This is a genomic window from Prevotella communis, assembly GCF_022024115.1.
Lineage (GTDB): Bacteria > Bacteroidota > Bacteroidia > Bacteroidales > Bacteroidaceae > Prevotella > Prevotella communis.
Map to the genome: position 1 here is coordinate 1,105,329 of NZ_CP091792.1, position 23,616 is coordinate 1,128,944.

The 23,616-nt window shown below is 49.8% G+C and carries 23 protein-coding genes; 7 read left to right on the forward strand and 16 right to left on the reverse strand.

From position 1 onward, the window contains the following. Nucleotides 1-30: 30 nt before the first annotated feature. Genes L6468_RS04280 through L6468_RS04300 form a run of 5 tightly spaced genes read right to left on the reverse strand, consistent with a single transcriptional unit; the run spans nucleotide 31 to nucleotide 5,872 of the window. Nucleotides 31-1,275, reverse strand: coding sequence for an ABC transporter permease (locus L6468_RS04280; RefSeq protein WP_237795658.1), 1,245 nt, complete (start codon nucleotides 1,273-1,275; stop codon nucleotides 31-33). Beyond that, nucleotides 1,259-2,428 carry an ABC transporter permease gene (locus L6468_RS04285; protein ID WP_237795661.1) on the reverse strand — a complete coding sequence of 390 codons (1,170 nt, stop codon included), beginning with the start codon at nucleotides 2,426-2,428 and terminating at the stop codon, nucleotides 1,259-1,261. The genes L6468_RS04280 and L6468_RS04285 overlap by 17 nt, the downstream gene beginning before the upstream one ends. 25 nt (nucleotides 2,429-2,453) lie before the next feature. Then, nucleotides 2,454-3,443 carry an HlyD family secretion protein gene (locus tag L6468_RS04290; RefSeq protein WP_237795663.1) on the reverse strand — a complete coding sequence of 330 codons (990 nt, stop codon included), beginning with the start codon at nucleotides 3,441-3,443 and terminating at the stop codon, nucleotides 2,454-2,456. Nucleotides 3,444-3,474: 31 nt separating this feature from the next. Further along, on the reverse strand, nucleotides 3,475-4,998 hold the full coding sequence (locus L6468_RS04295) for a TolC family protein (protein WP_237795664.1): 1,524 nt from the start codon (nucleotides 4,996-4,998) through the stop codon (nucleotides 3,475-3,477). Between the two features lie 4 nt (nucleotides 4,999-5,002). Beyond that, nucleotides 5,003-5,872: a hypothetical protein gene (locus L6468_RS04300; RefSeq protein WP_237795666.1), complete on the reverse strand. Its 870-nt coding sequence runs from the start codon at nucleotides 5,870-5,872 to the stop codon at nucleotides 5,003-5,005. A gap of 137 nt (nucleotides 5,873-6,009) precedes the next feature. Here L6468_RS04300 and L6468_RS04305 point away from each other — a divergent pair, with 137 nt between their 5' ends. From L6468_RS04305 to L6468_RS04315, 3 genes are read left to right on the forward strand one after another with little or no spacing between them, the layout of a single operon-like run. Continuing rightward, nucleotides 6,010-6,246 (forward strand): DUF4492 domain-containing protein, encoded by a 237-nt coding sequence (locus L6468_RS04305; protein ID WP_431356695.1) that lies wholly within the window; start codon nucleotides 6,010-6,012, stop codon nucleotides 6,244-6,246. A 29-nt stretch (nucleotides 6,247-6,275) separates the two neighbouring features. Further along, nucleotides 6,276-7,859, forward strand: coding sequence for a cytochrome ubiquinol oxidase subunit I (locus tag L6468_RS04310; RefSeq protein WP_237795668.1), 1,584 nt, complete (start codon nucleotides 6,276-6,278; stop codon nucleotides 7,857-7,859). After that, nucleotides 7,856-9,022: a cytochrome d ubiquinol oxidase subunit II gene (locus L6468_RS04315; protein ID WP_237795670.1), complete on the forward strand. Its 1,167-nt coding sequence runs from the start codon at nucleotides 7,856-7,858 to the stop codon at nucleotides 9,020-9,022. Before L6468_RS04310 ends, L6468_RS04315 begins: the two co-directional genes overlap by 4 nt. Before the next feature lie 124 nt (nucleotides 9,023-9,146). Here L6468_RS04315 and L6468_RS04320 read toward each other — a convergent pair whose 3' ends face one another. The 6 genes from L6468_RS04320 to L6468_RS04345 form a co-directional block, all read right to left on the reverse strand. After that, nucleotides 9,147-9,242, reverse strand: coding sequence for a smalltalk protein (locus L6468_RS04320; RefSeq protein WP_176757075.1), 96 nt, complete (start codon nucleotides 9,240-9,242; stop codon nucleotides 9,147-9,149). 39 nt (nucleotides 9,243-9,281) lie between these two features. Next, nucleotides 9,282-9,833 carry an HU family DNA-binding protein gene (locus tag L6468_RS04325; protein ID WP_237795671.1) on the reverse strand — a complete coding sequence of 184 codons (552 nt, stop codon included), beginning with the start codon at nucleotides 9,831-9,833 and terminating at the stop codon, nucleotides 9,282-9,284. 191 nt (nucleotides 9,834-10,024) lie between these two features. Next, nucleotides 10,025-10,984, reverse strand: a complete 960-nt coding sequence (locus tag L6468_RS04330; RefSeq protein WP_237795673.1) for a CHC2 zinc finger domain-containing protein — start codon at nucleotides 10,982-10,984, stop codon at nucleotides 10,025-10,027. A gap of 2 nt (nucleotides 10,985-10,986) precedes the next feature. Next, nucleotides 10,987-12,294 (reverse strand): hypothetical protein, encoded by a 1,308-nt coding sequence (locus L6468_RS04335; protein ID WP_237795674.1) that lies wholly within the window; start codon nucleotides 12,292-12,294, stop codon nucleotides 10,987-10,989. Nucleotides 12,295-12,530: 236 nt separating this feature from the next. Continuing rightward, nucleotides 12,531-12,926 carry a hypothetical protein gene (locus L6468_RS04340; protein WP_091816052.1) on the reverse strand — a complete coding sequence of 132 codons (396 nt, stop codon included), beginning with the start codon at nucleotides 12,924-12,926 and terminating at the stop codon, nucleotides 12,531-12,533. A gap of 34 nt (nucleotides 12,927-12,960) precedes the next feature. Further along, nucleotides 12,961-13,446 (reverse strand): D-Ala-D-Ala carboxypeptidase family metallohydrolase, encoded by a 486-nt coding sequence (locus L6468_RS04345; protein WP_237795676.1) that lies wholly within the window; start codon nucleotides 13,444-13,446, stop codon nucleotides 12,961-12,963. A 215-nt stretch (nucleotides 13,447-13,661) separates the two neighbouring features. Here L6468_RS04345 and L6468_RS04350 point away from each other — a divergent pair, with 215 nt between their 5' ends. Then, nucleotides 13,662-14,063 carry a pilus assembly protein HicB gene (locus tag L6468_RS04350; protein ID WP_091816044.1) on the forward strand — a complete coding sequence of 134 codons (402 nt, stop codon included), beginning with the start codon at nucleotides 13,662-13,664 and terminating at the stop codon, nucleotides 14,061-14,063. A 79-nt stretch (nucleotides 14,064-14,142) separates the two neighbouring features. Here L6468_RS04350 and L6468_RS04355 read toward each other — a convergent pair whose 3' ends face one another. The 3 genes from L6468_RS04355 to L6468_RS04365 form a co-directional block, all read right to left on the reverse strand. Next, the gene (locus L6468_RS04355) at nucleotides 14,143-14,553 is read right to left on the reverse strand and encodes a hypothetical protein (protein ID WP_237795678.1); all 411 of its coding nucleotides are present in this window, start codon (nucleotides 14,551-14,553) and stop codon (nucleotides 14,143-14,145) included. Between the two features lie 3 nt (nucleotides 14,554-14,556). Continuing rightward, nucleotides 14,557-15,621: an HIRAN domain-containing protein gene (locus tag L6468_RS04360; protein WP_237795680.1), complete on the reverse strand. Its 1,065-nt coding sequence runs from the start codon at nucleotides 15,619-15,621 to the stop codon at nucleotides 14,557-14,559. A gap of 130 nt (nucleotides 15,622-15,751) precedes the next feature. Further along, a complete protein-coding gene (locus tag L6468_RS04365; RefSeq protein ID WP_237795682.1) occupies nucleotides 15,752-16,108 on the reverse strand; it encodes a hypothetical protein in 357 nt (118 codons plus the stop codon). Between the two features lie 449 nt (nucleotides 16,109-16,557). On the opposite strand from L6468_RS04365, the gene L6468_RS04370 reads away from it, so the two are divergent. From L6468_RS04370 to L6468_RS04380, 3 genes are all read left to right on the forward strand, one after another. Then, nucleotides 16,558-18,654 (forward strand): site-specific DNA-methyltransferase, encoded by a 2,097-nt coding sequence (locus L6468_RS04370; RefSeq protein WP_237795684.1) that lies wholly within the window; start codon nucleotides 16,558-16,560, stop codon nucleotides 18,652-18,654. Nucleotide 18,655: 1 nt separating this feature from the next. Continuing rightward, a complete protein-coding gene (locus L6468_RS04375; protein ID WP_237795687.1) occupies nucleotides 18,656-21,190 on the forward strand; it encodes a DEAD/DEAH box helicase in 2,535 nt (844 codons plus the stop codon). A gap of 290 nt (nucleotides 21,191-21,480) precedes the next feature. After that, complete coding sequence (locus L6468_RS04380) at nucleotides 21,481-21,744, forward strand: hypothetical protein (protein WP_237795688.1); 264 nt, start codon at nucleotides 21,481-21,483, stop codon at nucleotides 21,742-21,744. A gap of 104 nt (nucleotides 21,745-21,848) precedes the next feature. Here L6468_RS04380 and L6468_RS04385 read toward each other — a convergent pair whose 3' ends face one another. Together L6468_RS04385 and L6468_RS04390 are read right to left on the reverse strand one after the other, a co-directional pair. After that, complete coding sequence (locus L6468_RS04385; RefSeq protein ID WP_237795690.1) at nucleotides 21,849-22,811, reverse strand: alpha/beta hydrolase; 963 nt, start codon at nucleotides 22,809-22,811, stop codon at nucleotides 21,849-21,851. Between the two features lie 60 nt (nucleotides 22,812-22,871). Continuing rightward, entirely contained in the window at nucleotides 22,872-23,510 is a 639-nt protein-coding gene (locus L6468_RS04390) for a cytidylate kinase-like family protein (RefSeq protein WP_237795692.1), read from the reverse strand. Nucleotides 23,511-23,616: the final 106 nt, after the last annotated feature.

The window sequence follows — 23,616 nt, forward strand, 5'->3', positions numbered from 1 at the left end:
TTCGTGGGGCAGCCTTTTTATTATGTTTGTTTATCCTTGTCTCTGTTGTCTTCTCCTCTTCATGTCGATATATCGCCAGAAGGCATCGTGACGCGCCAGGTAAATCTGGTAGCCGTAGACCACGCATGCCAGCCAGAAATACAGGAACACGTGGAGCCAGAGAATCCATATCTCCGTTGACACGTCGCTGATGGTGGCACCCATCGAGTTCAGGCGTACGTAGGCCCTGATGCCGAAGGTAGAGGGGAATACCCACGATGCACCCTGCCAGAAGCCGGGGATGTTGCTCTGGGGCCAACTTACACCCGAGAGGAACAGCAGGGGTACGGATACAAAGACCATCAGCAGCATCACGTTCTCGCGGTATCTCACAATACATGATACCACGATGCCAAAGAAGATACATGCCAGCGTGTAGGGCAACATCAGCGTCAGCAGTGGTTGCCATGCTGCCAGTTGGGGGAAGTGGAACAGGCGTGGCACGGCGATGACCAGCCAGGCACCCATGATGGCGTATATCATGAAGTAGCACAGCGACTTGCCCAGCACGATGCGGAACACGTTCTGATAAGGGCGCGTCACCGGTATCAGCTGGTGGTAACGGTTGCGCTCGCGTGCCGTACCTGCCGACATGCCGATACCCAGTACCAGCGTCTGCTGCAGAATCAGCATCAGCACACCGGGAAGGATGAAAGAGCCATAGCCCCCCTGCGGATTAAAGATAGCCACGTCGGCATAGTCCAGCGGACGGGCAGCGATAGCCTCTTCCCTGCTGGTGAAATGGCCTCCCAGTTTTGTCTGTATCTCGGCCCCCATCTGCATGGAAACCAGTTGGGCGGTCTGGAAGATAGCCTTGTAGGTGAGCATCAGGCTCATGTCACAGTATACGCTGATGACGCCCTGCTGCATCCTGTTGATGTTTGTCTCAAACTCACTGGGAATCAGGTAGATACCCTTAACTAACTGACGACTGACCAGCGACTTGGCCTCGTCGAGGTCCTGTGCGTAGTAGGCCACCTTCACATCTGCCGACGCGTCGCACATACGGATAAACTGTCGTGAGAGCGCCGTGTGCGACTGGTCCACCACGACCACCGGCACCTCGTGCACCGTCTCGTTGTTGTAGATCCACGAATAGAGTAGGGGATATATCAAGGGCACGATGATAAAGAAGATGAGCATACCTTCATCCTTCAACACCTGTCGCATCTCGTCGCGCCATATCAACATGGTGTCGTCGATCCTTCTTCTGAAACTATTACGGTATGTAGACATAGGTCAGCATTGCATTCTTAATTTTCCTCACCACCAACCAGGGCAGCAGTATGAATGCTGCCATAGCGGCCATGTGGAACCACGACTCCAACAGTGGGTAACCGTTGAACACGTTAATCTGATAAATCATGTAGTAATGACGCAGGGGAAACAGCCACGTGAGCGTCTGCAGCGCACCGTCCATGCCCATCATGGGGAAGGCAGAGCCCACCATCGAAAAACTGAGCACCGCCCAGAGTGAGCACACACTCATCGACATACGCAGCGACGGCATCAGGCCAAAGGCAAAGATGCCAAAGCCCTGCGAGGCTATCACCTGTACCAATCCCAGCAGTACCAGCATCCAGGGACTGCCCTGATGGGGGAACTGCAACACGTGGAACACGTAGTATTCATAACTGTAGACCACCGCCAGCCATATCATGGTCTGAGGCAGGAACTTGCCCATCAGCGCTATCGATATGCGGTTGTCGGCCATCTCCAGCCATTCCTTCGACGTGCCGAACTTCAGTTCCGTGCCCAGCGAGTAGGCCGATATCAGGAAGATAAACAGCATAATCATGCCAGGTACCAGCATCGTTGACAGGTAGGAGTTGTAACTGGTCCACGGGTTGGCTATCTGATGCAGGTCTATGCGGATAGGCTGCAGGAATGTCTGTATCTGTGCATCCGTGAATCCCTTGGCACGCATCGTGGCCTGACCTACGGCTGCCGAGCCCAGTGTAGAGATTGTCTTCAGGTCCTTCATCAGCAGGGCACCCGACGCCAGTGTGGTATATGAGTAATAGAACGATATCTTTGGCTGTCGGCCTGCCAGCAGGTTCTCCGTGGTACCCTTGGGGATATACAGGAACGCGTATATCTCGTTCTCCTGGATATCACGACGGGCCTCGTTCACGCTGGGGTAGTGGGCCACCACCTTCGACATCTGGAAGGCATCCAGACGCTGCACCAGTGAGCGCGACGTCGATGTGTTGTCCAGGTCCACCACGCCCACGGGCATCTCCGTTGGCAGTCCATCGTCCATCAGCGATGTGAAGAACACCATGACCATCAGCGGGAAAGCCACCATGCAAAACAGGTACACCCTGTTCCTGCACAGTATCTGCAACTCGCGCAGTCCTACCTTATATAATAATTGTAGCGTTTTCAACTCTAACGTCTTAACTCTTCATTCATTACTTCACCACCAGGCTCATGCCGGGACGCAGGCCCTCAATCTTCTCCACCGGACGCGCCTTCACCTCAAAGGTCTTCAGGTCATACTGTCCGTTGGCCTTCGTAGCCTTCCATACCGCATACGAGCCCTGATCCTTCATGTGATACACCTTCAACTTGATTTCCTTGTTGAATGCGGGTACGAAAGCCGTAAACTCAGTACCAATCTTCATGCCGTTCAACTGATCCTCGCGTACGTTGAATGTGCCCCACATATCGTTCATCATTGAGATGGTCATGATAGGACTGCCCGTACCAACGAGCTCGCCCACCTTCGGGTAGATGCTGCTCACCTCACCGTCCATCTGGGCTATCTGCACGGTCTCGCCGATATAGGCGTTGACCTCCTGCACGGCACCCTTGGCGCGGTTCAACTGTGCCTGAGCGGCCAGTTTCTCCTCCTGACGGGCACCGTTCACAGCCATGTCATACTGACTCTTGGCAGCCTTCATCTGAGCCTCAGAAGCCTTGTACATAGCCAGCGCCTCGTCGCGCTTCTGTGCACTCACCACGCCCTCGTCAAACAGACGCTGCACGCGGTTGTATGATTTCTCGGCAATCTCCAGGGCTGCCGTTGCCTGCTGGTACACCTGATAGGCACCCTGCACCTGTTCCTTGCGGGCACCATTCTTGGCCATCATCTCCAGCGCGGCGGCACCGTCCTCAGCCCCCTGTGCCTGTTGCATCTTGGCACGTACCTCGGGTGCATCCAGAATGGCCAGCGTGTCGCCGGCATGTACGTAGTCGCCCTCCTTCACACGGATTTCCAGAATACGTCCGGGCACCTTGCTCGACACGCGATACTCTGATACTTCCACCTGTCCCTGAATAATCTCGGGATCGCGACCCAGTGCAAAGAAACCTATGAGAGCCACGATAATAACAACTGCAGCAAAACCAATGATCGCATACAGAATGTTATGATGCTGTTTTTTTGATTGATTACTCATATCTTGATACTTCTTAACTCTTAATTCTTAACTAATACAGCGTTCCCAGTGCTTTCTGCAGATCCACCTGCGAGAGCTTCACGGCAATCTGTGCGTCGATGAGCTGTGACTGTGCCTGCAGCCAGGCCGTCTGTGCCTCCATCACCACGGTAGGTGCTATCACACCCTCCTTGAATCCCAGGTTGGCCGTGCGCAGGTTCTCGTTGGCACGCTCGATACCCGTCTGCGCCATCACCAGACGCTTGTTGGCCTCGTCCACCTTAAACGTGTTCTGGTTCACCTGCAGCTCTATCTTCTCGCGAGCCTCGTCGCGCTCCAGAGCAGCAATGGCTGTGGCACCCTTGGCAGCACGCACCTTGTAGGCCACGTCGCCCCAGTTCCAGATAGGCACGCGCACCAGCACACCCACGTTCCAGAATCCGCCGAATTTCTTCTCGAATCCGTTGAGCACGTTGGGATTGCTCACCGCATAGCCACCCATCAGGGCCACCTGTGGCAGGTTGGCAGCCTTCAGGATATTGGTAGCCTGCTTCGACATATCCACCACATTATCCAGCATCTTCAGTTCGGCACGGTTCTCCACTGCCTGTTCCACGTTCAGCTGGGGGTGCAGCGTCACCACGGCCAGGTCCTCCACGTCCTCGTCGGCCAGTGTGATCTCCTCGTTCATCGGCATGCCAATCATCTGACAGAGCAGCATCTTCGACAGCACCAGTCCGTCGTCCACCTTCTGCAGGGTCATCTCGGCCTCGTTCACCTTCACGCTGACGCTCAGTCCCTCGCTCCGTGTGGCCACGCCCTCTTCAATCATGCGCTGCACGTCGGTATCAAATTTCTTAATCAGTTCCAGGTAACTCTCAGCCAGCTTCTTCTTGTGCTTCAGCGACACCACCTGCCAGTAGGCCTGGTCGGTAGAGTAGAGGATACCCTGACGACGTGCTGCCACTGAGTTGTTGGCAAACTCCTCGTTGATGTCGGCCAACTTATTGAGCGCCATGATGCCACCACCCATGAAGATGGGTTGGGTGACCAGTACCGAACCGGCAAAGATATGACGCGTATCCGTGCGGAAGGCATCCACTATCTTCTGTCCCTCACTGTCCAGCAGACCAGCCATGTTGGTCGATGTCTGCTGCATGTTCTGCTGCAACTGTCCAGCCATCTGCTGGAAGGCCTCGGCAGGCACACCCAGTTGTCCCAGCATCGTACCCATCTGTCCCAGTGTCGTCTGCAGCGTGTTGCCCAGTCCCGACAGGGATCCTGTGAGGTTGGTACCCAGATTTGATAACTTACCCTTCTGCTCGTTGTTCAGGATAGAAATCTCCTCGCTGGTGAATTGGTAACTGCCTATCGCACTGACGTGGGGCAGGTACTTGGTGCGTGCCGACTTCCTGAGGTTGGCTGCGATGTCCTGTTTCAGTTGCTGCACGCCCATCTGCTTATTGTTGCGCAGGGCCATGGCACGGCAACTGTCAAGACTCAGCAACTGCTGTGCCTCGGCTGCTCCCTGACCCAGAGCCAGGAGCAAGAAGCCGAAAGTAAAGATTCTCTTCATATTGTTATTCAAAGGTAAATGTTCTTGTTCCAATCATGTTGCCGTCGGCAAAGATGCTGACGCGATACTGTCCGGCCTCCAGGAATTCGCTGACCTGCCAGTAGGTCTGTACGTTCACTTCCTCGCCGGTATATTCCACCACTTTCTTCATCGAGTACTCCAGCTGACGGTTCTCGTAGGGGAATGTGCCTGCTGTCAGCACCTGACCCGCAGGTGTCTGTATGCGTACGTAGAGGGTGCGGTTGCCCGTCTGTGCCGTCACGTTGCGTGCAATGTTGAAGCCCACCTGGATGGTCTTGCAGTCCTTCATCTTCTTGGCCGTCTTCTGACGCTTGTTCAGCGTGGTCATGGTGATGCCCGTAGCGTCCAGCTGTGCGGCGATGGCCACCTTCTCTGTCAGGTTCTGCTTCTCCATGCGCAGACCCTCGTTGGCCTGGTTCGACTGTGCCAGCTGGTCCTTCACGCGGTCGTTCTCAGCCATCAGACTCTGGTTCACCTGGTTCAGCGAGTCCACCTGTCGGATATACGAGCGCAGCACTTTGCGTACCGTGGCCAGCTCTTTCTTCAGTCGCGTAATCTCGCGTGTATCGGCTGCCTTCACGTTTTTCAGTTCCTCCAGCAGCTGCTGCGTGCGCATCTGCTCCTGGGTCAGTTGGGCTATGATAGAGTCATTGTTGATAGAGTTCATCATCTCTGTGTACTGCAGGGTCAGTCGCTCGTAGTCGTTCTCCATCTCCTGCTTGTCCAGTTCGGCCAACTCCAACATCTCCATTTTTTCCTGTTCCAAATTTCGGTTGTTCAGCAGCAGGTAAACCATGATGCCTGCCATTGCCAGGATCACCACCACGACTGCTGCTATGAGTGCTTTTTTCATGTCTGTACCTTACTATTTAAATAAAAACGCTGCAAATGTACAAGTTTTTCACTAAATTGCCAAAGAAAATTTGGTACTTTTATATTATTTTACTATCTTTGCCGCAATATTTACCAATTCTATTCCTATAAAGACCTATGATGACTAACTTCCTATATCGAACAATTCATTTTTACTATGATGGCTTCCGTCACATGACGGTGGGTCGCACCCTGTGGGCTGTCATCATTGTGAAGCTTATCATCATTTTCCTTGTCCTGAAGGTTTTCTTCTTCCCCAACTATATCTCCGAGCACTCCGATGCCGGTTCCGAGCCCGACTTCGTAGCCTCCGAGCTCATAGACCGCGCAGAGTCTAATGTCTTAACTCCTTAACTCCTATAACTCCTTTAACTCCTATAACAATGACAAACCTACTACTATCCATTGATGCCGGTACCATTGACTGGTCCAGAGCGCAGTTCGCTCTCACGGCAATCTATCACTGGCTCTTCGTGCCCCTGACCCTTGGCCTGGCCGTTATCATGGGCATAGCCGAGACCATTTACTACAAGAAGCGTACGGACTTCTGGAAACACACGGCCCAGTTCTGGCAGCGCCTCTTCGGCGTGAATTTCGCCATGGGTGTGGCCACGGGTATCATCCTGGAGTTCGAGTTTGGTACCAACTGGAGCAACTACTCCTGGTTCGTGGGCGATATCTTCGGTGCCCCACTGGCTGTCGAGGGTATCGTGGCTTTCTTCATGGAGAGCACCTTCGTGGCCGTGATGTTCTTTGGCTGGAAAAAGGTGTCGGCTGGCTTCCATCTGGCCTCCACCTGGCTCACCGGACTGGGTGCCACCATCTCTGCCTGGTGGATTCTCGTGGCCAACGCGTGGATGCAGTATCCCGTGGGCTGTGCGTTCAATCCCGACACCATGCGCAATGAGATGACCTCGTTCCTCGAGGTGGCACTGTCGCCCTTCGCCGTCGAGAAATTCTGCCATACGGTCATCTCCTCGTGGATCATCGGTGCCGTGTTTGTCGTTGCCGTCAGCTGTTGGTATCTGGTCAGGAAACGCCACATCCAACTGGCTGTCCAGAGCATCCGCATTGCTGCTATCGTCGGCTTTGTGGCTGCCCTTGGCGCAGGTGCTACCGGTCATAAGAGCGGTCAGACCGTGGCGCAGGTACAACCCATGAAACTGGCTGCTATGGAGGCCCTCTATGATGGTGGTCACGAGATTGGCCTGAAGGTGGTTGAGGGTATCGAGGTGCCCTATGGTCTGTCGATGATGGCCACCAACACCCTCGATGGCTATGTGCCTGGCATCAACGACCTGCTCGATGGCTATGTGAAGGACGATGGTACGGTGGAGCCCTCTGTCGATGAGAAGATAGAGCGAGGCCGAAAGGCGATACAAGCCTTGGCTGATTACCGCAAAGCGAAGGCCGAGGGCGCCGACGAAGAAATTCTCAATTCTCAATTGTCAATTATCAATTCTAATATGCCTTATTTCGGCTATGGCTACGTGAAGGACAAGGCCGACGTGGTGCCGCCCGTATGGATCAATTTCTGGGCGTTCCGTGCCATGGTGGGACTGGGCTGTCTCTTCATCGCCTTCTTCGGACTGGTGCTCGTCCTGATATTCGATATCCCCATGGTGTCGCTCCTGGTGCGCCGACTGCTCTCTGCCGTCGGACTGCTCGATGAGCGTGCGGCCGACCGTAGCGCTCCTGCCGATGCGATGCCCGCATGGCTCTGCTGGACTGCCGTACTCATGGTGCCCCTGGCCTATATCGCCTCCGAGAGTGGCTGGCTGGTGGCTGAGTTTGGTCGTCAGCCCTGGACCATCCAGGATATGCTGCCTACGTGGGCTGCTGTCAGCGACCTTAGTGCCGGCAGTGTGGCACTCACCTTCTTCCTCTTCCTCATCCTCTTCACCACGATGCTGGCTGTGGAGATAAACATCCTGTTGAAACAAATTAAGAAAGGACCGCAACTATGACTTACGAATTCTTGCAACATTACTGGTGCTTCATCGTATCACTGTTGGGAGCACTACTCGTCTTCCTGCTCTTCGTACAGGGAGCCAACTCCATGATATTCCAGTTGGGAAAGACACCCGACGAGCGTCGCCTGCTCATCAATTCCACCGGTCGTAAGTGGGAGTTCACGTTCACCACGCTGGTCACCTTCGGCGGTGCTTTCTTCGCCTCTTTCCCCCTGTTCTATTCCACCAGCTTCGGCGGTGCCTACTGGCTGTGGATGCTCATCCTCTTCACCTTCGTGCTGCAGGCCGTGAGCTATGAGTTCCAGAATAAGCTGGGCAATTTCCTCGGTCCCAAGACCTTCCAGTGCTTCCTGGTGCTCAATGGCATCCTGGGTCCCCTGCTCCTGGGCGGCGCCGTGGCCACCTTCTTCGAGGGCTCCAATTTCATCGTGGAGAAAGGGAATATGATTGATGCCGATGCCCTGTCGCCTGTTATTAGTCACTGGGCCAACGCCTCTCATGGCCTTGATGCCCTGCTCAATCCGTGGATACTCGTCTTCGCCGTGGCCGTGCTCTTCCTGGCCCGTACGCTGGGCATCCTGTACACCATGAACAATATCGCCGACGAGACCATCCGCACCCGCAGTCGCTATCAGCTGGCTGGTGCCGCCTTCGTCTTCGTGGTGCTCTTCGTGGTCTATCTGGTCCATCTGCTTCTGAAGGACGGCTATGCCTACGACGACAGCGGCCTGATTTTCATGGAGCCCAACAAATACCTGAACAACATGCTGGATATGTGGTATCTCACCGCCGTGATGCTCCTCGGCGTCGTCCTGGTGCTCTGGGGAATAGGAAGTGAGTTGATAAACCTCAAATCTCCAACCTTAAATCTCAAATCAAACGGCATTTGGCCTGCCGGCATCGGCACCGTGCTCACCGTGACGCCCCTGCTCCTGATGTCAGCCTGGAACCACACCGCCTATTATCCCTCCACGGCCGACCTCCAGTCGTCGCTGACGCTCGAGAACTCATGCAGCAGTTATTTCACCCTCAACACCATGTTCTGGGTGTCGCTCCTCGTTCCCTTCGTCCTTGCCTACATCGTCTATGCCTGGCGCCAGATAGACAGCAAGAAGATAGACCGTGACGAGATTGCGTCCGACGACCACGCCTATTAATACCTCTTTTAATATAACAACGGCTCCCGAAGCATTCCGCCTCAGGAGCCGTTTTTTTAAATGTTTCATGTTTCGCTCGGCTTTGCCGCTTTTACAAAGGCCGCAGGCCGACTAAAAGAATGTATCACATGCACGAGGTCACTCCCAGTGCCGTTGCGATGGCCGACAGCACACTAATGGCTGTTTGAATCGCGAATTTCCAAAATGTCTTGTTCTTCATGGTTCAGAATTTTAATGTTTAATCTTTAATGTTTAATCCTTAAGGATTGACGGGACCGCCGCCGTTGCCAGACTCGGAGCTAGAACTGCCGCCGCCGTTCTCCGTGCCTCCGTTGTTCCCTGACTCCGTGTTTCCGCCTCCGGTCTCTTCGCCCGTCAGCTCGCTGTACACGCTGGTACTCAGGTTCACGGCCTCACGCATAGAGCGTGCCTTGTACATGGACTTGCGGCTCTGGTCGGCCAGGAAGGCGATGCCGATGCGGGTGACGTTCTCCGTGGCGCTGAAGTCCTTGGCGTTGTCTACACCTGCGCTGGTCAGGGTGGGGTACAGCGTGCCGATGCCGTCGAGCTTCACCTTATGACCGTCGGCCAGCATCTCCTGCATGCAGTTCTTCAGCTTGGTGATCACACCGATGACGACGTCTTCGGTATACACAGAACCGTGCTTCATGATGTGCTCGGCCATGTCGTCCAGCGTCAGGGTTTTACGATAGATAATCTTGCCGTAGGTCTTCTGTACTTTCTTGCGAGTGTTGTCAGCATCCTTTACCTGTACGGTACGCTGAACTTTCTGAATTTGAATTTCTCCCATTGTTGTAATGTTTTTTTTGGTTGTTAAATATTAAGGTTCTATTGTCTAAAGTTCCACTTCTCGTTGTCTTAAAGAGCAACTCGACCTTTCTCTATAGGCGAAACGTCGTTTCTCTCATCGCAACTCGTCGTTTCTCTTATTGACACTACAAAGGTACAAAAAAATCCCGAGATACGCAAGTCTTTCCGTAATTATTTTTCAGATATTTTTTGCTTCAGAAAATAGTCGGAGAAGTCCTTGCAGTCGGGCGGCAACTGATGGTGCACCAGCGACGGCAGCACCTCCTTCAGCTGCAGGAACAGACGCTCGCCAGGGGCGTCGCGATCGGGGTACATGTGAAACAAAGACCCACCCCCTTCCCCATTCCCGCTGACGCGCCTACCCGTAGCCTTTCCCTGTGATGGAGGGGAGTATATAGAGTTTAGCAATTCTATATCTTTCTTGGAGAGCAGCGTTGCTGATGGTATCGCGATGGCCTTGTGACCGGCAGAGAGCATGGCCCAGCAGTCGGAGGCGCCCTCCGTGATGAAGAGCTGTTCGCCCGGACGAAGGAGGTTCAGAACAGGCAGGTTGTAGATGCCACATTGCGAGCCTTGCGGGAAGCGGAAGCGGGGCAGGGCGCCACGCACCAGGTTGCGGTTCTGCACGCCCACCAACCGTCCCTCACGGTCATAATAGGGTATCTGCAGCCAGGGCACCCCCTGCTTGTCTTTCCAGGAAGTGAGGCGGCACCAGCGGATTACCCTCGGGTCCAGGCGTCGCTCCTCAAAGAGAAACTTCTGGGCCTCTGGCAAAAGCCAAGGATGCTCAAAGAAACGTTCATACCTACTCCCGTCGAAGGATGTCTGAGGGCTGATGTCTGATGTCTGCGGTTTCCATTCTTCAAGGATTATGTTATGTTCGTCGGCCAACCATCGGCAGGCAGCCCTGAAGTCCAGATTCAGGTGCTTCATCACCAAGTCGATTGGTCCGCCGCTGGCCCCGCACACAAAGCATCGGTATGTGTTCTTGCTTACCTTAAACGATAGGCTGGGGTGGTTGTCGGCATGAAACGGGCACAGAGCCTTATGATGCACAACCCGCAGTCCAAGTCGCTCAGCGACTCCCTCTATGGGGAGTTCGCGGAGCTTTTGAAGATCTTGTCTATCCATGATTATGAATTCTTCAGATAATTTTCTGTTTTAGAATAGAGCCCAGTCTGCGCAGAGTACTCGATGAACTTGCGATGCACCCATTGACGTAGTTGGGCTTTTGTGCCCTCTTTGTTCTTACCTGATTCCAGGCGAAGCGCCTCTAATTGTGCTTCGTTGAAGTTGTTGGGCAGCGAGTCGAGCATGTTCTTTGGGCCTGCCTTACTGGTCTCTTGGATGTTGACGTCGCCATCCTTCAGCATGTCGGCAAATATCTGCATTTTTGACCAAAGGTCGTGATACACCAACCACTCTACCAACTCACCCATGGCCTTTGTCCACGTCTGAGTATTGAGCACCCAGAGTATGCAGCCCGCCTTCCACGCCGAAACGAGTGATCGCTTTGATACGTCCCAGAGCACATCGTCGTCTACCAGGTCGGCTAGTGTGGCCATATCCTGCGCAAGTCGGTCTATGAGCTTGTTCAGCGGGCGGATGATGAATCGCCCCTTTGTCATGTCGAGACGTGCCATATAGGTGTCCAGTTGTTGGTAGAAATTGTCGGCAAACTCTCCCCTGCGCGGTATGTGCCCACTTCGGGTGGCTTCGCGAGGTTTGTAGGAAAAGACCATGCGGCCGAAGGTGCCGTTGTGGAGCTCATTTTTGTAGAACTTGCGAACCGTGACAGGCACGCCTGAGAGGGTGATGCAGGCACGGAGCACGGGGTTGCCACTCACACCATTGGCCGTTGCACGCAGGGCTCCAGCTTGAGCCATATCATAGATATTTCTCAGCAGGTGACTCATGTACTTGTGGCTGCCACAGAGTTGGTCGGCCATTTCTACCTCAGGAAAGTTGAACAGCTGCGTACGTCCGCCCGCTGCCTCGAGGGCTATAGCGTTTTCTAGGAAGCCTGCGCTGGTGGTGTTGGCCGGCGGGAGGAAGATGGGGGTATCTGGTTTTACAGGACCATCTTTGCTCTTCGACTTCGAATTGCTGATCTTCGCCCACTCGCGCAATTTTTTCATCTCCGTCTCATCGTGCAGACTAAAGTCTCGACAGATAGCCTTCGTTAACTCAGTCAATTGACCCTTGTTACACCCTGATCCGCCTACCAGATTGGCCATTTGGCCGCACATTTCCTTCCAGGAGCGGTCTGGGTACTGAAATTCCGCGCCGCTTATATGTGCGCCAAGTGAGGGGAAAAGCATCGGAACAAGGGGTTCGTGCATGTCTTTTGAGGCTTGTGTGAGCAGTAATTTGATACATTCTGTACCCTTTCCGAGGTTAGGCATCTCGGGAGCCTTGTTTGTTGTGATATCGTATTTCATTGATTATAAGCTTTTTAGATGAATTTGATGTTGACTGAGCGTGACAGTGACAGTTGTGACAGTTGTTTTTTGAGGGGTACCCCTTTTCTTAATATTCTATTTATAATATATATAACTAATTATATATCAATAAGTTATATATACTTATAAGGGGTATAGTGAGATGTGTACTCTCAATTTTTTAATTGTCACAACTGTCACTGTCACGCACTCCGTCATTTCTCTTTTTTACCTTTTTACCTTTCCTCTACCAGGCCCTCCAACGCCCACATCAGTTCGTTGCCCACGCTGCTGGCATAGCTGTCCACGCAGAAGCCTGGTCCTATGTGTATCGGGCGGAGGTTGGGACGGTAGGAGCCGTCGCTGTGCCGGGTGATGGTGATATACTCACCCTCGAAGATGCGCGGGTTGCGCTTGGTGCATGTTTTGTTAGAGGTCTCCACAAACGTCATGTATTCGTTGTACTTGAAGTCCTCGCACCTCACGTGCCGTTTCAGCACGCCCTGGTAGCACTTGCCCGCCTTCATCCTGGCATCGCTCCTCAGGAAAGTCTTCACGTCCATACACAGTTCTGTATTCTTTTTCCAGCCCTGCTTCTCAGGGCACTCCGTAATTATTATTGTCTGTTTCATAAATAATTCGTTTAATTCGTCTTAATTCGTTGTTTTAAATCACATTGAGAAGGGATATCTTCCTGCGGTTGTTCTTGGGACGCACGGCAAAGTGCAGCCAGTAGCCGCGGGCATTGCGCTCCATGAGCAGCTCATCGAAGTCCTGATGCATCTCGTCGCTGATGTCGAGCAACAGCACCACATACCTCAGCAGCTGCTCCTTGCCCATGACCCGCAGGTCGGCAGCACACCCCGTGAGATGGTTCGACGTGGTGCATCCACCCACCAGCCTGTTCAGCTCCTTGCAGCGGAAGGCGCTGTTGATGATCACAGGGTCGTTGCCCTCGCCATACTGCTCGTTCCAGCGCTGGCGCAGCATCTCCAGCCACTGGCACACCCTCGTCAGGTTCTCTGTCACCTGCTCATCCGGCTGCGTCTGCCGCTGGCGGTCCACATATCCCAGCTCCACGTCTGTGCGCGTCATCTCCTCAAGTGTAAAGTGAGGCGTTAACTTTGTCGTTTTATTATTTTCTTTTGCCATAACAGTAAAATTTTAAAATTAATAATGTTTGTTGGATTGAGCTGGCCAGCTTTGATTTCCGGCGGCAAAGTTAGGGGTATTCTCCGATTCCTACTCCCCTTAGGGGTACCACGCGTGGGTACTACGGTCTGAATAGTTAAAAATATGGTAGTATAACAAAAAAGTTACCAAATAATTTGTTTGTTTATAACTTTTTTGTTACTTTTGCACCGTCTATGAGGAAAGTATTAGTGATAGTATCGCAGGCATCCGACGGCACATTCTGGTGCCACACAGAAAAGGATGTCTATGGCGCGGGACTGAATGCAGCAGGCCAGACTGTGAAGGAGGCCAAGGACGACTTACTGGCTTGTCTGGAAGAGGCTAAGGCAGACTACGAAGAAAGCGGGAAGACGGCTGAGCAAGTAGAGTTCCGCTATCAGTATGATTTGCAGTCGTTCTTCGACTACTTTTCTTTTTTGAATGTCACAGAGGTTGCCAAGCGCGCTGGAATCAATCCTTCGCTGATGCGCCAGTACACACGGGGTATCAAAACGGCAGGTGAAAAGACTTATGAGCGTCTGACTGCCTGCATGGCAAGTATTACTAAGGATCTGCAAGCCGCGTCTTTCCGTTAGGATGGCACGGATGTATTTCATAAAACAAGAACAAGAACAGTAAAAGTCCTGATGCGTGAGCACCGGGACTTTTCGCTTCTTAATCAAACAACACCTTCAGTTCGTCTAGAAAGTCGAGCGTTTTCTTTCTGGTAAGGGCCAAGTTATAATCACTTCGCATGTAATTCCGATTCCAGAAGCCCTCGAACACCTTCCACTTCTCTTTGATGCCCAGTCGCTCCGCCATCGCATCGGCCAACAGTGCCGCCTGCGTCCGCGATATCAAGGGCTGGTAGTGCTCATCCACGTAGCCCGCCTGCTGCGCCTTCCGCCATAAAGCCATAGCTTTATCTGTAGCGAGAACTTCAGGCAACTCTTTATATTCTGCCTCCTGAATCTCGGCTTCTTCCACCGTATGCCACAGCCCGTTCTTGTCTTGCACCAGCGTCAATTTGCCGCCAGCGTTCACCTCGATGTTGGGTCCGTAGTTGTTCTTGATATGAAATCCCATCGTTTACTCTATGTTTTTATTGGGCAGCGACAACGTGCCGCCGTTATGCTCAATATTCGGCCCGAAGTTCTTGTCGATGTTTGTATCCTTATTGCTGAAAAGTTCTACGTGTACGTTCACGTTCTGAGGCGTTTTCTCGTTCTCGGCCGCCGATGTACTCTCAGACTTCTGGCGCGCAGAGACGGCCTCATAGAAGGCTATGCCCGAGATGAATCGCCACAACACCTCGCGAGGGATGTGCATATACAGCAACTTAGCCACAAAGTTCTCCTTATTCTCTATCCACTCCTCAAACATCGACTCTGGGAAACATTCCAACTGCCTCTTTATCTCGTCAATATTGTGCTCGTGACGACATACCAGCAGGGGCTTGATGGTCTTCGGTTCTGCAATCAGGCGCATCCAGTAGTTGAGCACCTTTCCGCCATGCGACTCACGTCCTGCGCGGCCACACGCCATCTTCAGTTCCTCCGTCAGTTCCTGAAAGCCGTAGTCGTCAATCTCCATCAGGCGCAGACAGAGCCTGCGGCGGAAGTCGCTCATCTCGCCACTCAGGTCGTAGCATGACAACTCGCAGAATCGCATGGTCAGCGTCAGAAAATCGCGATGCTCCTCATCGCTCCACAGCTCATGCTCATCCAGTCGCTCGCAGATCTCGTCCATCATATAGTCCAGCGTCACCATCTCATGCGTGGATTTCAGGCGTGGCCCCGTGTAGTTCCAGGCCGTATACGCTGCCGTGGGGTATAACTCGCACGACTCGCCCAGCGTCTCCACCTTGCACTCAAACACCAGGCACTTGTGCTCGCCGTTCACCTCCACAATACGTCCGCGCAACGACTTCCTGCCGCTGCCGCGCAACGTCTGCCAGGCTTCCCTCAGGTCGTAGGCTGCCACATAGCCCGCATGCCGTCCCTCCCAATCGTAGGCACAGATGGCTTTTGCATCAACGTCGTTGGCTGGATCGGGGCGCAACGTCATAGCACGTCCCATCGCCTCGGCAAGAAACTCGCCCAAGCAGTCTTTCACATTATAATAAGGTAACGCAACAATATGTGTCCTGAACATCGGTGTTTAATTATTCTCAAAACAATCGAGGTGCAAAGGTACAAAAAATCCGGCAAAAAATCGAACAAATCGCCAGGTATTATCTACATATTTTTTTATGTATCATCCTAAATCTCCTTTTTATTGTCCTTTATTGGTTTAATGGATCCATATTTTTCCCCACCAACCCTTCTTTTTCTTTGAAAAACGACAAGATTGTATTCTTTTTTTTAAGAACTTCATGATGAAGTACAAACAAAAATAAAGAGCAATCGTTGAACGACGGCTCTCTATAAATTGGGCAGTATCGATAAAGCCTTACCCCACGCGGGATTCTACCCGGATAGTCAAAAACAAATGTTCTGACGTTGCAAAGATAGAAAGTATTTTCGTTAATTCCAGATTTTTGAGCAGCGAATGCAATAAATGCTTGCATTTGTATTGCTGAGTCGTGAAAAAATTCGCCCGTCGGGTCAAATTTTTGAGAGGAAATCTTTCTAAATCTCATTTTTTTTCTTGTACTATTTGATAAGATTACTTTTTTTTACTACCTTTGTAGGCAATTACCGGCAATTGTCGTTGTTCGGCCTCTGGTCGCTTGTTCCCGTAAGGGTCTCAAGAAAACAGCGCATGCTGCAAAGCATCAGTCTCTGAGAGCAGAGAGCCGGTATGATTTTTGAGGGTAAAAACATAGCGTTTGCTGTTTATTCAATAACGTTCGGGAAACTTGGCGGTGGAAAGAACAAGGATACAGAGTAACAGTAGATGTTCACGTATGTGGGCACTACTACATCTGTATTCTTAGGTTTCCGCCAAGTACCTCCGAACGGGATGTGGTTAAGGTGTCCACTTCTCGTTTCTTTGATGAAGGTACTTGGTGGAAACTGTTGTTATCTGAATCTTATTCAGCTTACTTGGCTTTGATGATGCCCCACATCATTAAACTATGTAGTATTTATGGCTGTTATCAATGATCTGATAGATAGAATCAGTGACCCAGAACTGCGTCGTCGTATTAATGACGAGGTGGTACGTTTACAACAACAGAAGAAGTTTGGGCTGGTGTTTGAGGAACATTTGCCTGAAGCAACTCCCTTATATGATGTCCCCATCAAGGTGAAGTCGTTAGTGGCTCGTAAGGATGGATACTTCAAAGAGTTCTTCCGTGTAAAGCGTATAGAGGGGAATGTTCTGTTTTGCGAACGGGAGGATGACAGTCATGAACAGGTCGAGTTACAAAAGAATGAAGCTGTAGCTGTTGCGCTTTTTGGAGAGCCCATCTATCCATACTTAAAGCCAATGGATGCCGTGAAGAATGCGCCTGATAGCGACTTGTGGCATACATTGATAGAGGCCGATAACTATCACGCTCTGCAACTTTTGGTTTATCTTTATGGTGGTATGGTGGATTGTATCTATGTTGATCCGCCTTATAATACAGGAGCTAAAGACTGGAAATATAACAATGACTATGTTGATAGCTCAGACAGTTACCGTCATAGTAAATGGTTGAGCATGATGAAAAAAAGATTGGTTCTTGCCAAGAAGTTGCTCAATCCCCAAAACTCTGTTCTGATAGTCACAATAGATGAAAAAGAATATCTTAGATTGGGATGCCTGTTGGAGGAATTGTTTCCTGAGGCAAGGATACAGATGGTTAGTAGTGTCATTAATCCAGCAGGTGTAAGTCGTGGTGGAGAATTTGCTAGAACAGATGAATATTTGTACATAGTAATGCTTGGAGATGCATCTCCACAGGCGTTACCATTATCAAATGACTGGAGAGGAAATATAAAAGGAGGATATAAAGACAAACTGCGTTGGAATGGCCTTCAACGTTCAGGTACGGCAGTCTTAAGGACGGACCGCCCCAAGATGTTTTATCCAATATATTTAAATTCTTCAGGTGATAAGATAATTGAAGTGGGTAGCGATATACCATTGGATGTGGATAGAAAGTCCGTTTCATGCCCAAAAGGATTAATTCAAATATGGCCAATATTTCCGGATGGGAAAGAAGGTAGATGGCGACTCGGAAGAGAAACATTAATTGACCTAATCGATAAGCACTATGTAAAAATAGGAAAACTCAGAGGTGAGAAAACATCCTTAACCTATCTGGCAAAAGGAGAACAACAGAAAGTAGAAAGAGGCGATTTCCCGATTATCGGCTATGCTGCAGATGGATCTATTATTGTGGACGAGAGTAACTATGAGGCAAAGTTTATTCCAGGAACACAATGGTGGATTAGTTCTCACGATGCGACCCAACAGGGGACAAAGCAACTTAATGCAATTATTGGAAAACGTTTTGATTTTCCGAAATCAGTGTATGCAGTTCATGATGTTTTACATTTCTTCGTTGTTAATAAACCCAATGCTCTTATCGTAGATTTCTTCGCGGGCTCGGGTACAACATTACAAGCCGTTAACCTGCTGAATGCAGAGGATGGTGGACATCGTCGCTGCATTATGGTGACAAACAATGAGGTATCGGAGTTTGAAGCTAAGGCGCTGAGAAAGAAAGGTTACCAACCTGGCGATGAGGAGTGGGAGAAATATGGCATTGCCCGCTATGTAAACTGGCCTCGAACGGTTTGTAGTATTGAAGGCCACGATATTAACGGACAGCCATTAAAAGGTAATTACTTAGGTAGTGATATACCTATGCAGGATGGATTCAAGGCCAATGCAAAATACTTTAAGTTAGGTTTCCTTGATAAAAACTCTGTGGCAGCTTATCGTCAATTCCATGAATTGCTGTCACTACTTTGGATGAAAGCTGGTGCTATTGGCGAATGTCCTACATTAAAAGGCAAGGAAATTCCAGAATTTTTGATTCTGACAGAGAATAAGATGGCTATTCTGACAGAAGAATGGGCCTATGCTAAGTTTATGGATGAGATGAAGGACCGCCAAGACATTAAAACGGTGTTCTTGGTTGTTGACTCTGAGATTGGCTTCCGTGAGATGGCTGCACCATTGAAGTGGGCCAAGACCTATCAATTGTATAAAGACTATTTGGAGAACTTCACTATTAACTACGAGAAATAATATGGCTATTGCATCAGAACTTTTCCCCTTTCAGATAGAAGCTTTAGATAAACTTCGTTCGTTCTGCAAGAAAGCAAAACGCGACTATGAAGATGATGGTGAGAACACCATTATTACGCTCGCGGCTCCTACAGGAGCTGGTAAGACTATCATTATGTCGGCTCTGATAGAAAAAATTCTTTGTGGTGATGAAAACAACAAGAGCGAACGTAATTCTATCTTCATATGGTTGTCGGACGACCCAGAGTTGAATGAACAATCTATGCACAAGGTGGAGCGTGAGACAAGATTCAAACTGCCGATAAATAGTCTTGAGATTATTAGTGATGAGTCTTTTGATAAGGCGGAATTGGAGGATGGCAAGATATACTTTCTGAACATTCAGAAGTTGAGCAAGTCGAGCAACCTAACCAAGAAAGGAGATGGCAGAGAGCATACCATCTGGCAGACTCTTCAACGAACCATTGAGAACAAAGGTCATCGTTTATATTTTATAATTGATGAAGCGCATCGTGGCACTTCAAAGGTCAGCGAAACTAAACAGGCCAATAGCATTATGCAAAAGTTTATCTTTGGCAGTTCTGATGATGGACTAAGCAAGATGCCCATTGTGATTGGAATGAGTGCTACCGTTGACCGTTTCACAGAACTGATTAAGGATTCTGGATCCACCACGCGTTCTTGGTCTATTGATGCTGAAAAGGTCAAGGATTCTGGACTGCTGAAAGACGAAATAGAGATAAGCTATCCTGGTGATAATCAAATGCAACGTGGTATGGCTATTCTGAAATATGCTACCCGTGAATGGATGGAGAAATGCCAGCACTGGGAAGACTATTGTAAGAAGGAGCATGAACCAACGGTATATCCTGTAATGGTGATACAGGTAGAGAATGGTACTGGAGGAAAGATTTCTGAAACTAATCTTGATGAATGTCTGAAGACGGTTGAAGAAGAACTTGGAAGAAGCTTGTATGAGGGCGAAGTGGCTCATTCGTTTGGCGAACCTAAGACAGAACTGAATATCAATGGTTTGAAGGTGCCCTATGTGGAACCATCAAGAATCGACGAGAGTCAGAAAGTAAGAATTGTATTCTTCAAGGAGAGTCTTTCTACAGGTTGGGATTGTCCAAGGGCAGAGACGATGATGTCGTTCAGAACTGCCAACGATTATACATATATCGCTCAGTTGATGGGTCGTATGGTGCGTACACCATTGCATCGCAGAATTGAAGGTGACGAATCGTTGAATAATGTACATCTGTTTTTGCCAAACTATAATAGTGAGAATGTTCAACGCGTCATTGATGCATTAAGCAGTAAGGAGGGAGAAGGAATTCCTTCAAATATCAAAAAGAAACCGGTGGGCAATCCTGATGAGCAAGAACTTCATGTGGCAGAGGATAAGAAAGATGTGTATGAGTGGTTGAATAATCTGCAGTTGAAGACATATGTATTCAACAGATTTAAGGTGAACAACTACCTAACTTCGTTGTTTAATCTGGCATATCTTGCTGCTAATACACAAGGCTGCGATCCTGATGCAGCAGTCAGAGTGTCAAAACAGGTATGCAAGATGATTTCTGACTATATTGAGGGTCTGAAAACTGAAGGCATATACATTGATAAGGTGCGCGATGTCAAACAGTTTATACTGACAGAAAGCAAAATGGAGTATCTAACTGAGAATAAGTTGAAAGATGCTTCGAACCTTGTATTGGAATTGACAGACTATGATATTGAACGTGAATTTGCGAGAGCTGATTCAAGACTAAAGAATGCAGGTCTTCGTTATGTCCGTGATAACTATGATGAAGAAGACCCCATGAAACCCAAAGTGGAGGTGATTCTATTTGCGCAGTCAGAGGAATGCATGGCTGAACTTGATAAATATGCAAAGAATACGTTCTATCAGTATAAGCATGACTATAGAAAGTATCTGTCGAAATATAGCGAAAGTGTTAAGAGTAAATACGATAAATACACTCGTGAAGGAGAATGTGTGAGTGACCACTCTTGGATGTTACCATGTACTATTTATTTGCCTAAGGGTGAAGAGCAATGGGAAGAGCGTAATCATCTATTTGTAGATAGTGAAGGAAAGGCATTCTTTTCATTGAATGGTTGGGAAAGGGATGTTATCATTGAGGCAAAAAAGGATCCCAACTTTGTATGCTGGTTACGAAACCAACATATGAAACACTGGGCATTATGTCTTACTTATTCAATGAGTGAAAAGAATCATCCTTTCTATCCAGATTTCATCATTGTTAGGAGAGATGGTCAAGGTGGCTATCTACTTGATATTGTCGAACCTCATAAGAAGGATGAGGACAATGTTCCCAAGGCAAAAGCTATGGCTAAATATGCAGAAGAAGCAGATGGTGACGTTGAGCGATTTGAAATGACTAGAATGTATGGAGACAAGATGCTTAGGCTTGACTTTGCTAACCCTGCTATTAGCCATCACTTAAGCGATGCTACAAAATATGATGACGACTATCTGGATGAATTGTTCAGAAAAATAAATCAATAGAAAAAAGAGGACATCAGAAGAATGTCGCAGGGGCTGGTTCCTGCCATCCATTTTTATGAAGATAGTCTTAGGAGGACATCAGGGACAGACGAGTGTCTTGCTTCTGAATCATTACCTTATGGGTAAGGAAGAGTCGAGATGCCAGTCCCCTGGCATCTTGCTAAAGAATTATTTGGTTATGTTAGTTTTTATGGTTATCTTTGCATTACATATATATCACCCGGTGAGGCGTTATTCCGGAGGCAATATGTAATTATCTTAAATCCAACACATTATAACAAAATAGACAAATGAAATCAATCAGACAATTATTCGAGAATGTAAGGCAATGGTTGCGGTCGCTCTCCTTCAGGACTGGAGTTATCGTATTGATGAGTTGCATACCGTTTTATATTTTATCCTTCGCCCAGATGGTGCTACCTATAAGCGCTGCAGCAAAAGGTATTCTTTGGACGGTACTCTTCGGACTGGCAAAGACCTGTCAGTATGGAGGCCTGACAATACTCGGCGTGGAAGGATACAAGCGATTCAAGAACATGCTTAAACGTAATTGACCCCGTAGCTCAGGTTCCCTATACATCTATTTATAAACTCATAAAAAATGGGAACCTCGGGGGCTACTCCCGAGATTCCCATTTTATGATATAAGAGAGAGGGTTTATTTCTTCGTGCGAACAGCATCGAGGAAGTTGGTCATCTTCTTCAGGTTCTCGGCAGAGTACATGCCCATGCCGTGACCGCCTTCAGGTTCCAGGGTGATGTCGGTCTTGACGCCCAGAGCCTTCAGGGCATCGTAGAGCTTCTTGCCCTGACAGCAAGGCACCACATTGTCCTTCATGCCATGGAATACGATGAGGGGAACATCGTTCTTGTCGATATATGGCAGGAAGCTGACAGAGAGGTATTTGTCGGGATCTACGTCCTTCTTGCTGTTTACAAGGGCATCCTCGGGACTGGAGGGGCCGAACGACATGTGTTCACCGCACTCCATATCGGTCACGTCGACAGGGCCGGACCAGTCGCAGGCGGCATTCACCAGGCTGCTCTGCTCGGTATACTGACCAACGGTACCCTCGATATTCAGTTGCTCCTTGCCCACCTTGGTCTGTCCTACGCCATTGGTGACGGCACAGAGGGTGGCCAGGTGACCACCTGAGGAGAAGCCTGAGGTGGCGATGAACGAGGTGTCGAACTTATAGGTCTTGGCCTCGCCGCGGATGAAGCGCACCACGGCCTTGATATCATTGATCTGGGCAGGCCACTTGGCATCGGCGCTGGAACGGTGGTTAGGACAAACCACGGCATAGCCGGCATCGAGGAGCGACTTCACGATGGTGCCAATATCGGCAGCACCCTTACTGTTGTTTGAGAACCACGCACTGCCGTAGATATGTACTACGACGGGATAGGCTGCCTTCTCCTGCTTGGGCAGGTAGATGTCGCAGGTGTGGAATGCCTGGCCGTCGCCGGCATAGTTCACATCCTTCCACTGCTGTGAGGTTTCAATACTTGCCTGCTGCTGGAAGCCGCCGAAACCGCCGGCTGGCTGGGCCATCAATGATGATGTGCCGAGCAATGCTACGCAGCACACCATCGTCTTCAGATAATTTTTCTTCATCATTTTTTTTTGTTAGACTTTTAATGTATTTGGTTGGGTAAATTGATAACTTTGCTCACAGGGCTACTTCAGGTACAACATGATGATGTCCACGATCTCGTCCTCGGTCTTGCCGTCGGCCTTGATCACGATGTCGTAGTTGCGGGTGTCGTAGCGTGAGGTGCCGGTATGTTTCCTGACATAGTTCTCGCGCATCAGGTCCACCTCCTTGATGACCTTGAGTGCCTCTTTCTCGCTGATGCCCTGCTTGCGCATCACACGCTCCAGACGGAAGGGCTGGGAAGCCTGGATGAGGATACTGACGTGGTTGGGGTGGTTGCGGAAGATATGGAAACCACTACGACCGGCAATGACGCACGACTCCTCGTGGCTGATGCCCTTGAGTATCTCGGTCTCAGCCTCGAAAATCTGGTCGGTATCCAGCAGTTCGGGTTCGCTGCCTTTCTCGGGGATATAGTAGTTGGAGTGCATGCTGGGACTCACAAACATGATGCGCTTGATGTCGGCCCACCAACCTTGTTTCTGACCCTTCAGCTTTTCAATCTCTTCTACAGTAAGGTGGTATTGCTCCATCAACCCTTTGATGACCGCCTTATCATAGAATTCCACACCCAGTCGCTCGGCAAGTTTACGACCTACGGTACGACCTCCGCTTCCTAGTTCACGGTTGATCGTGATGACAAATTTCACGTTTTTATTCATAATGGTTTTATTTTGATTAAAGATTATTTTCTTGTAATGGTCTCCTAATTCCTTCATGGGGTGTTAGTATTATTTTTTTCACTGACAAAGGTAAGAATATTTTCCG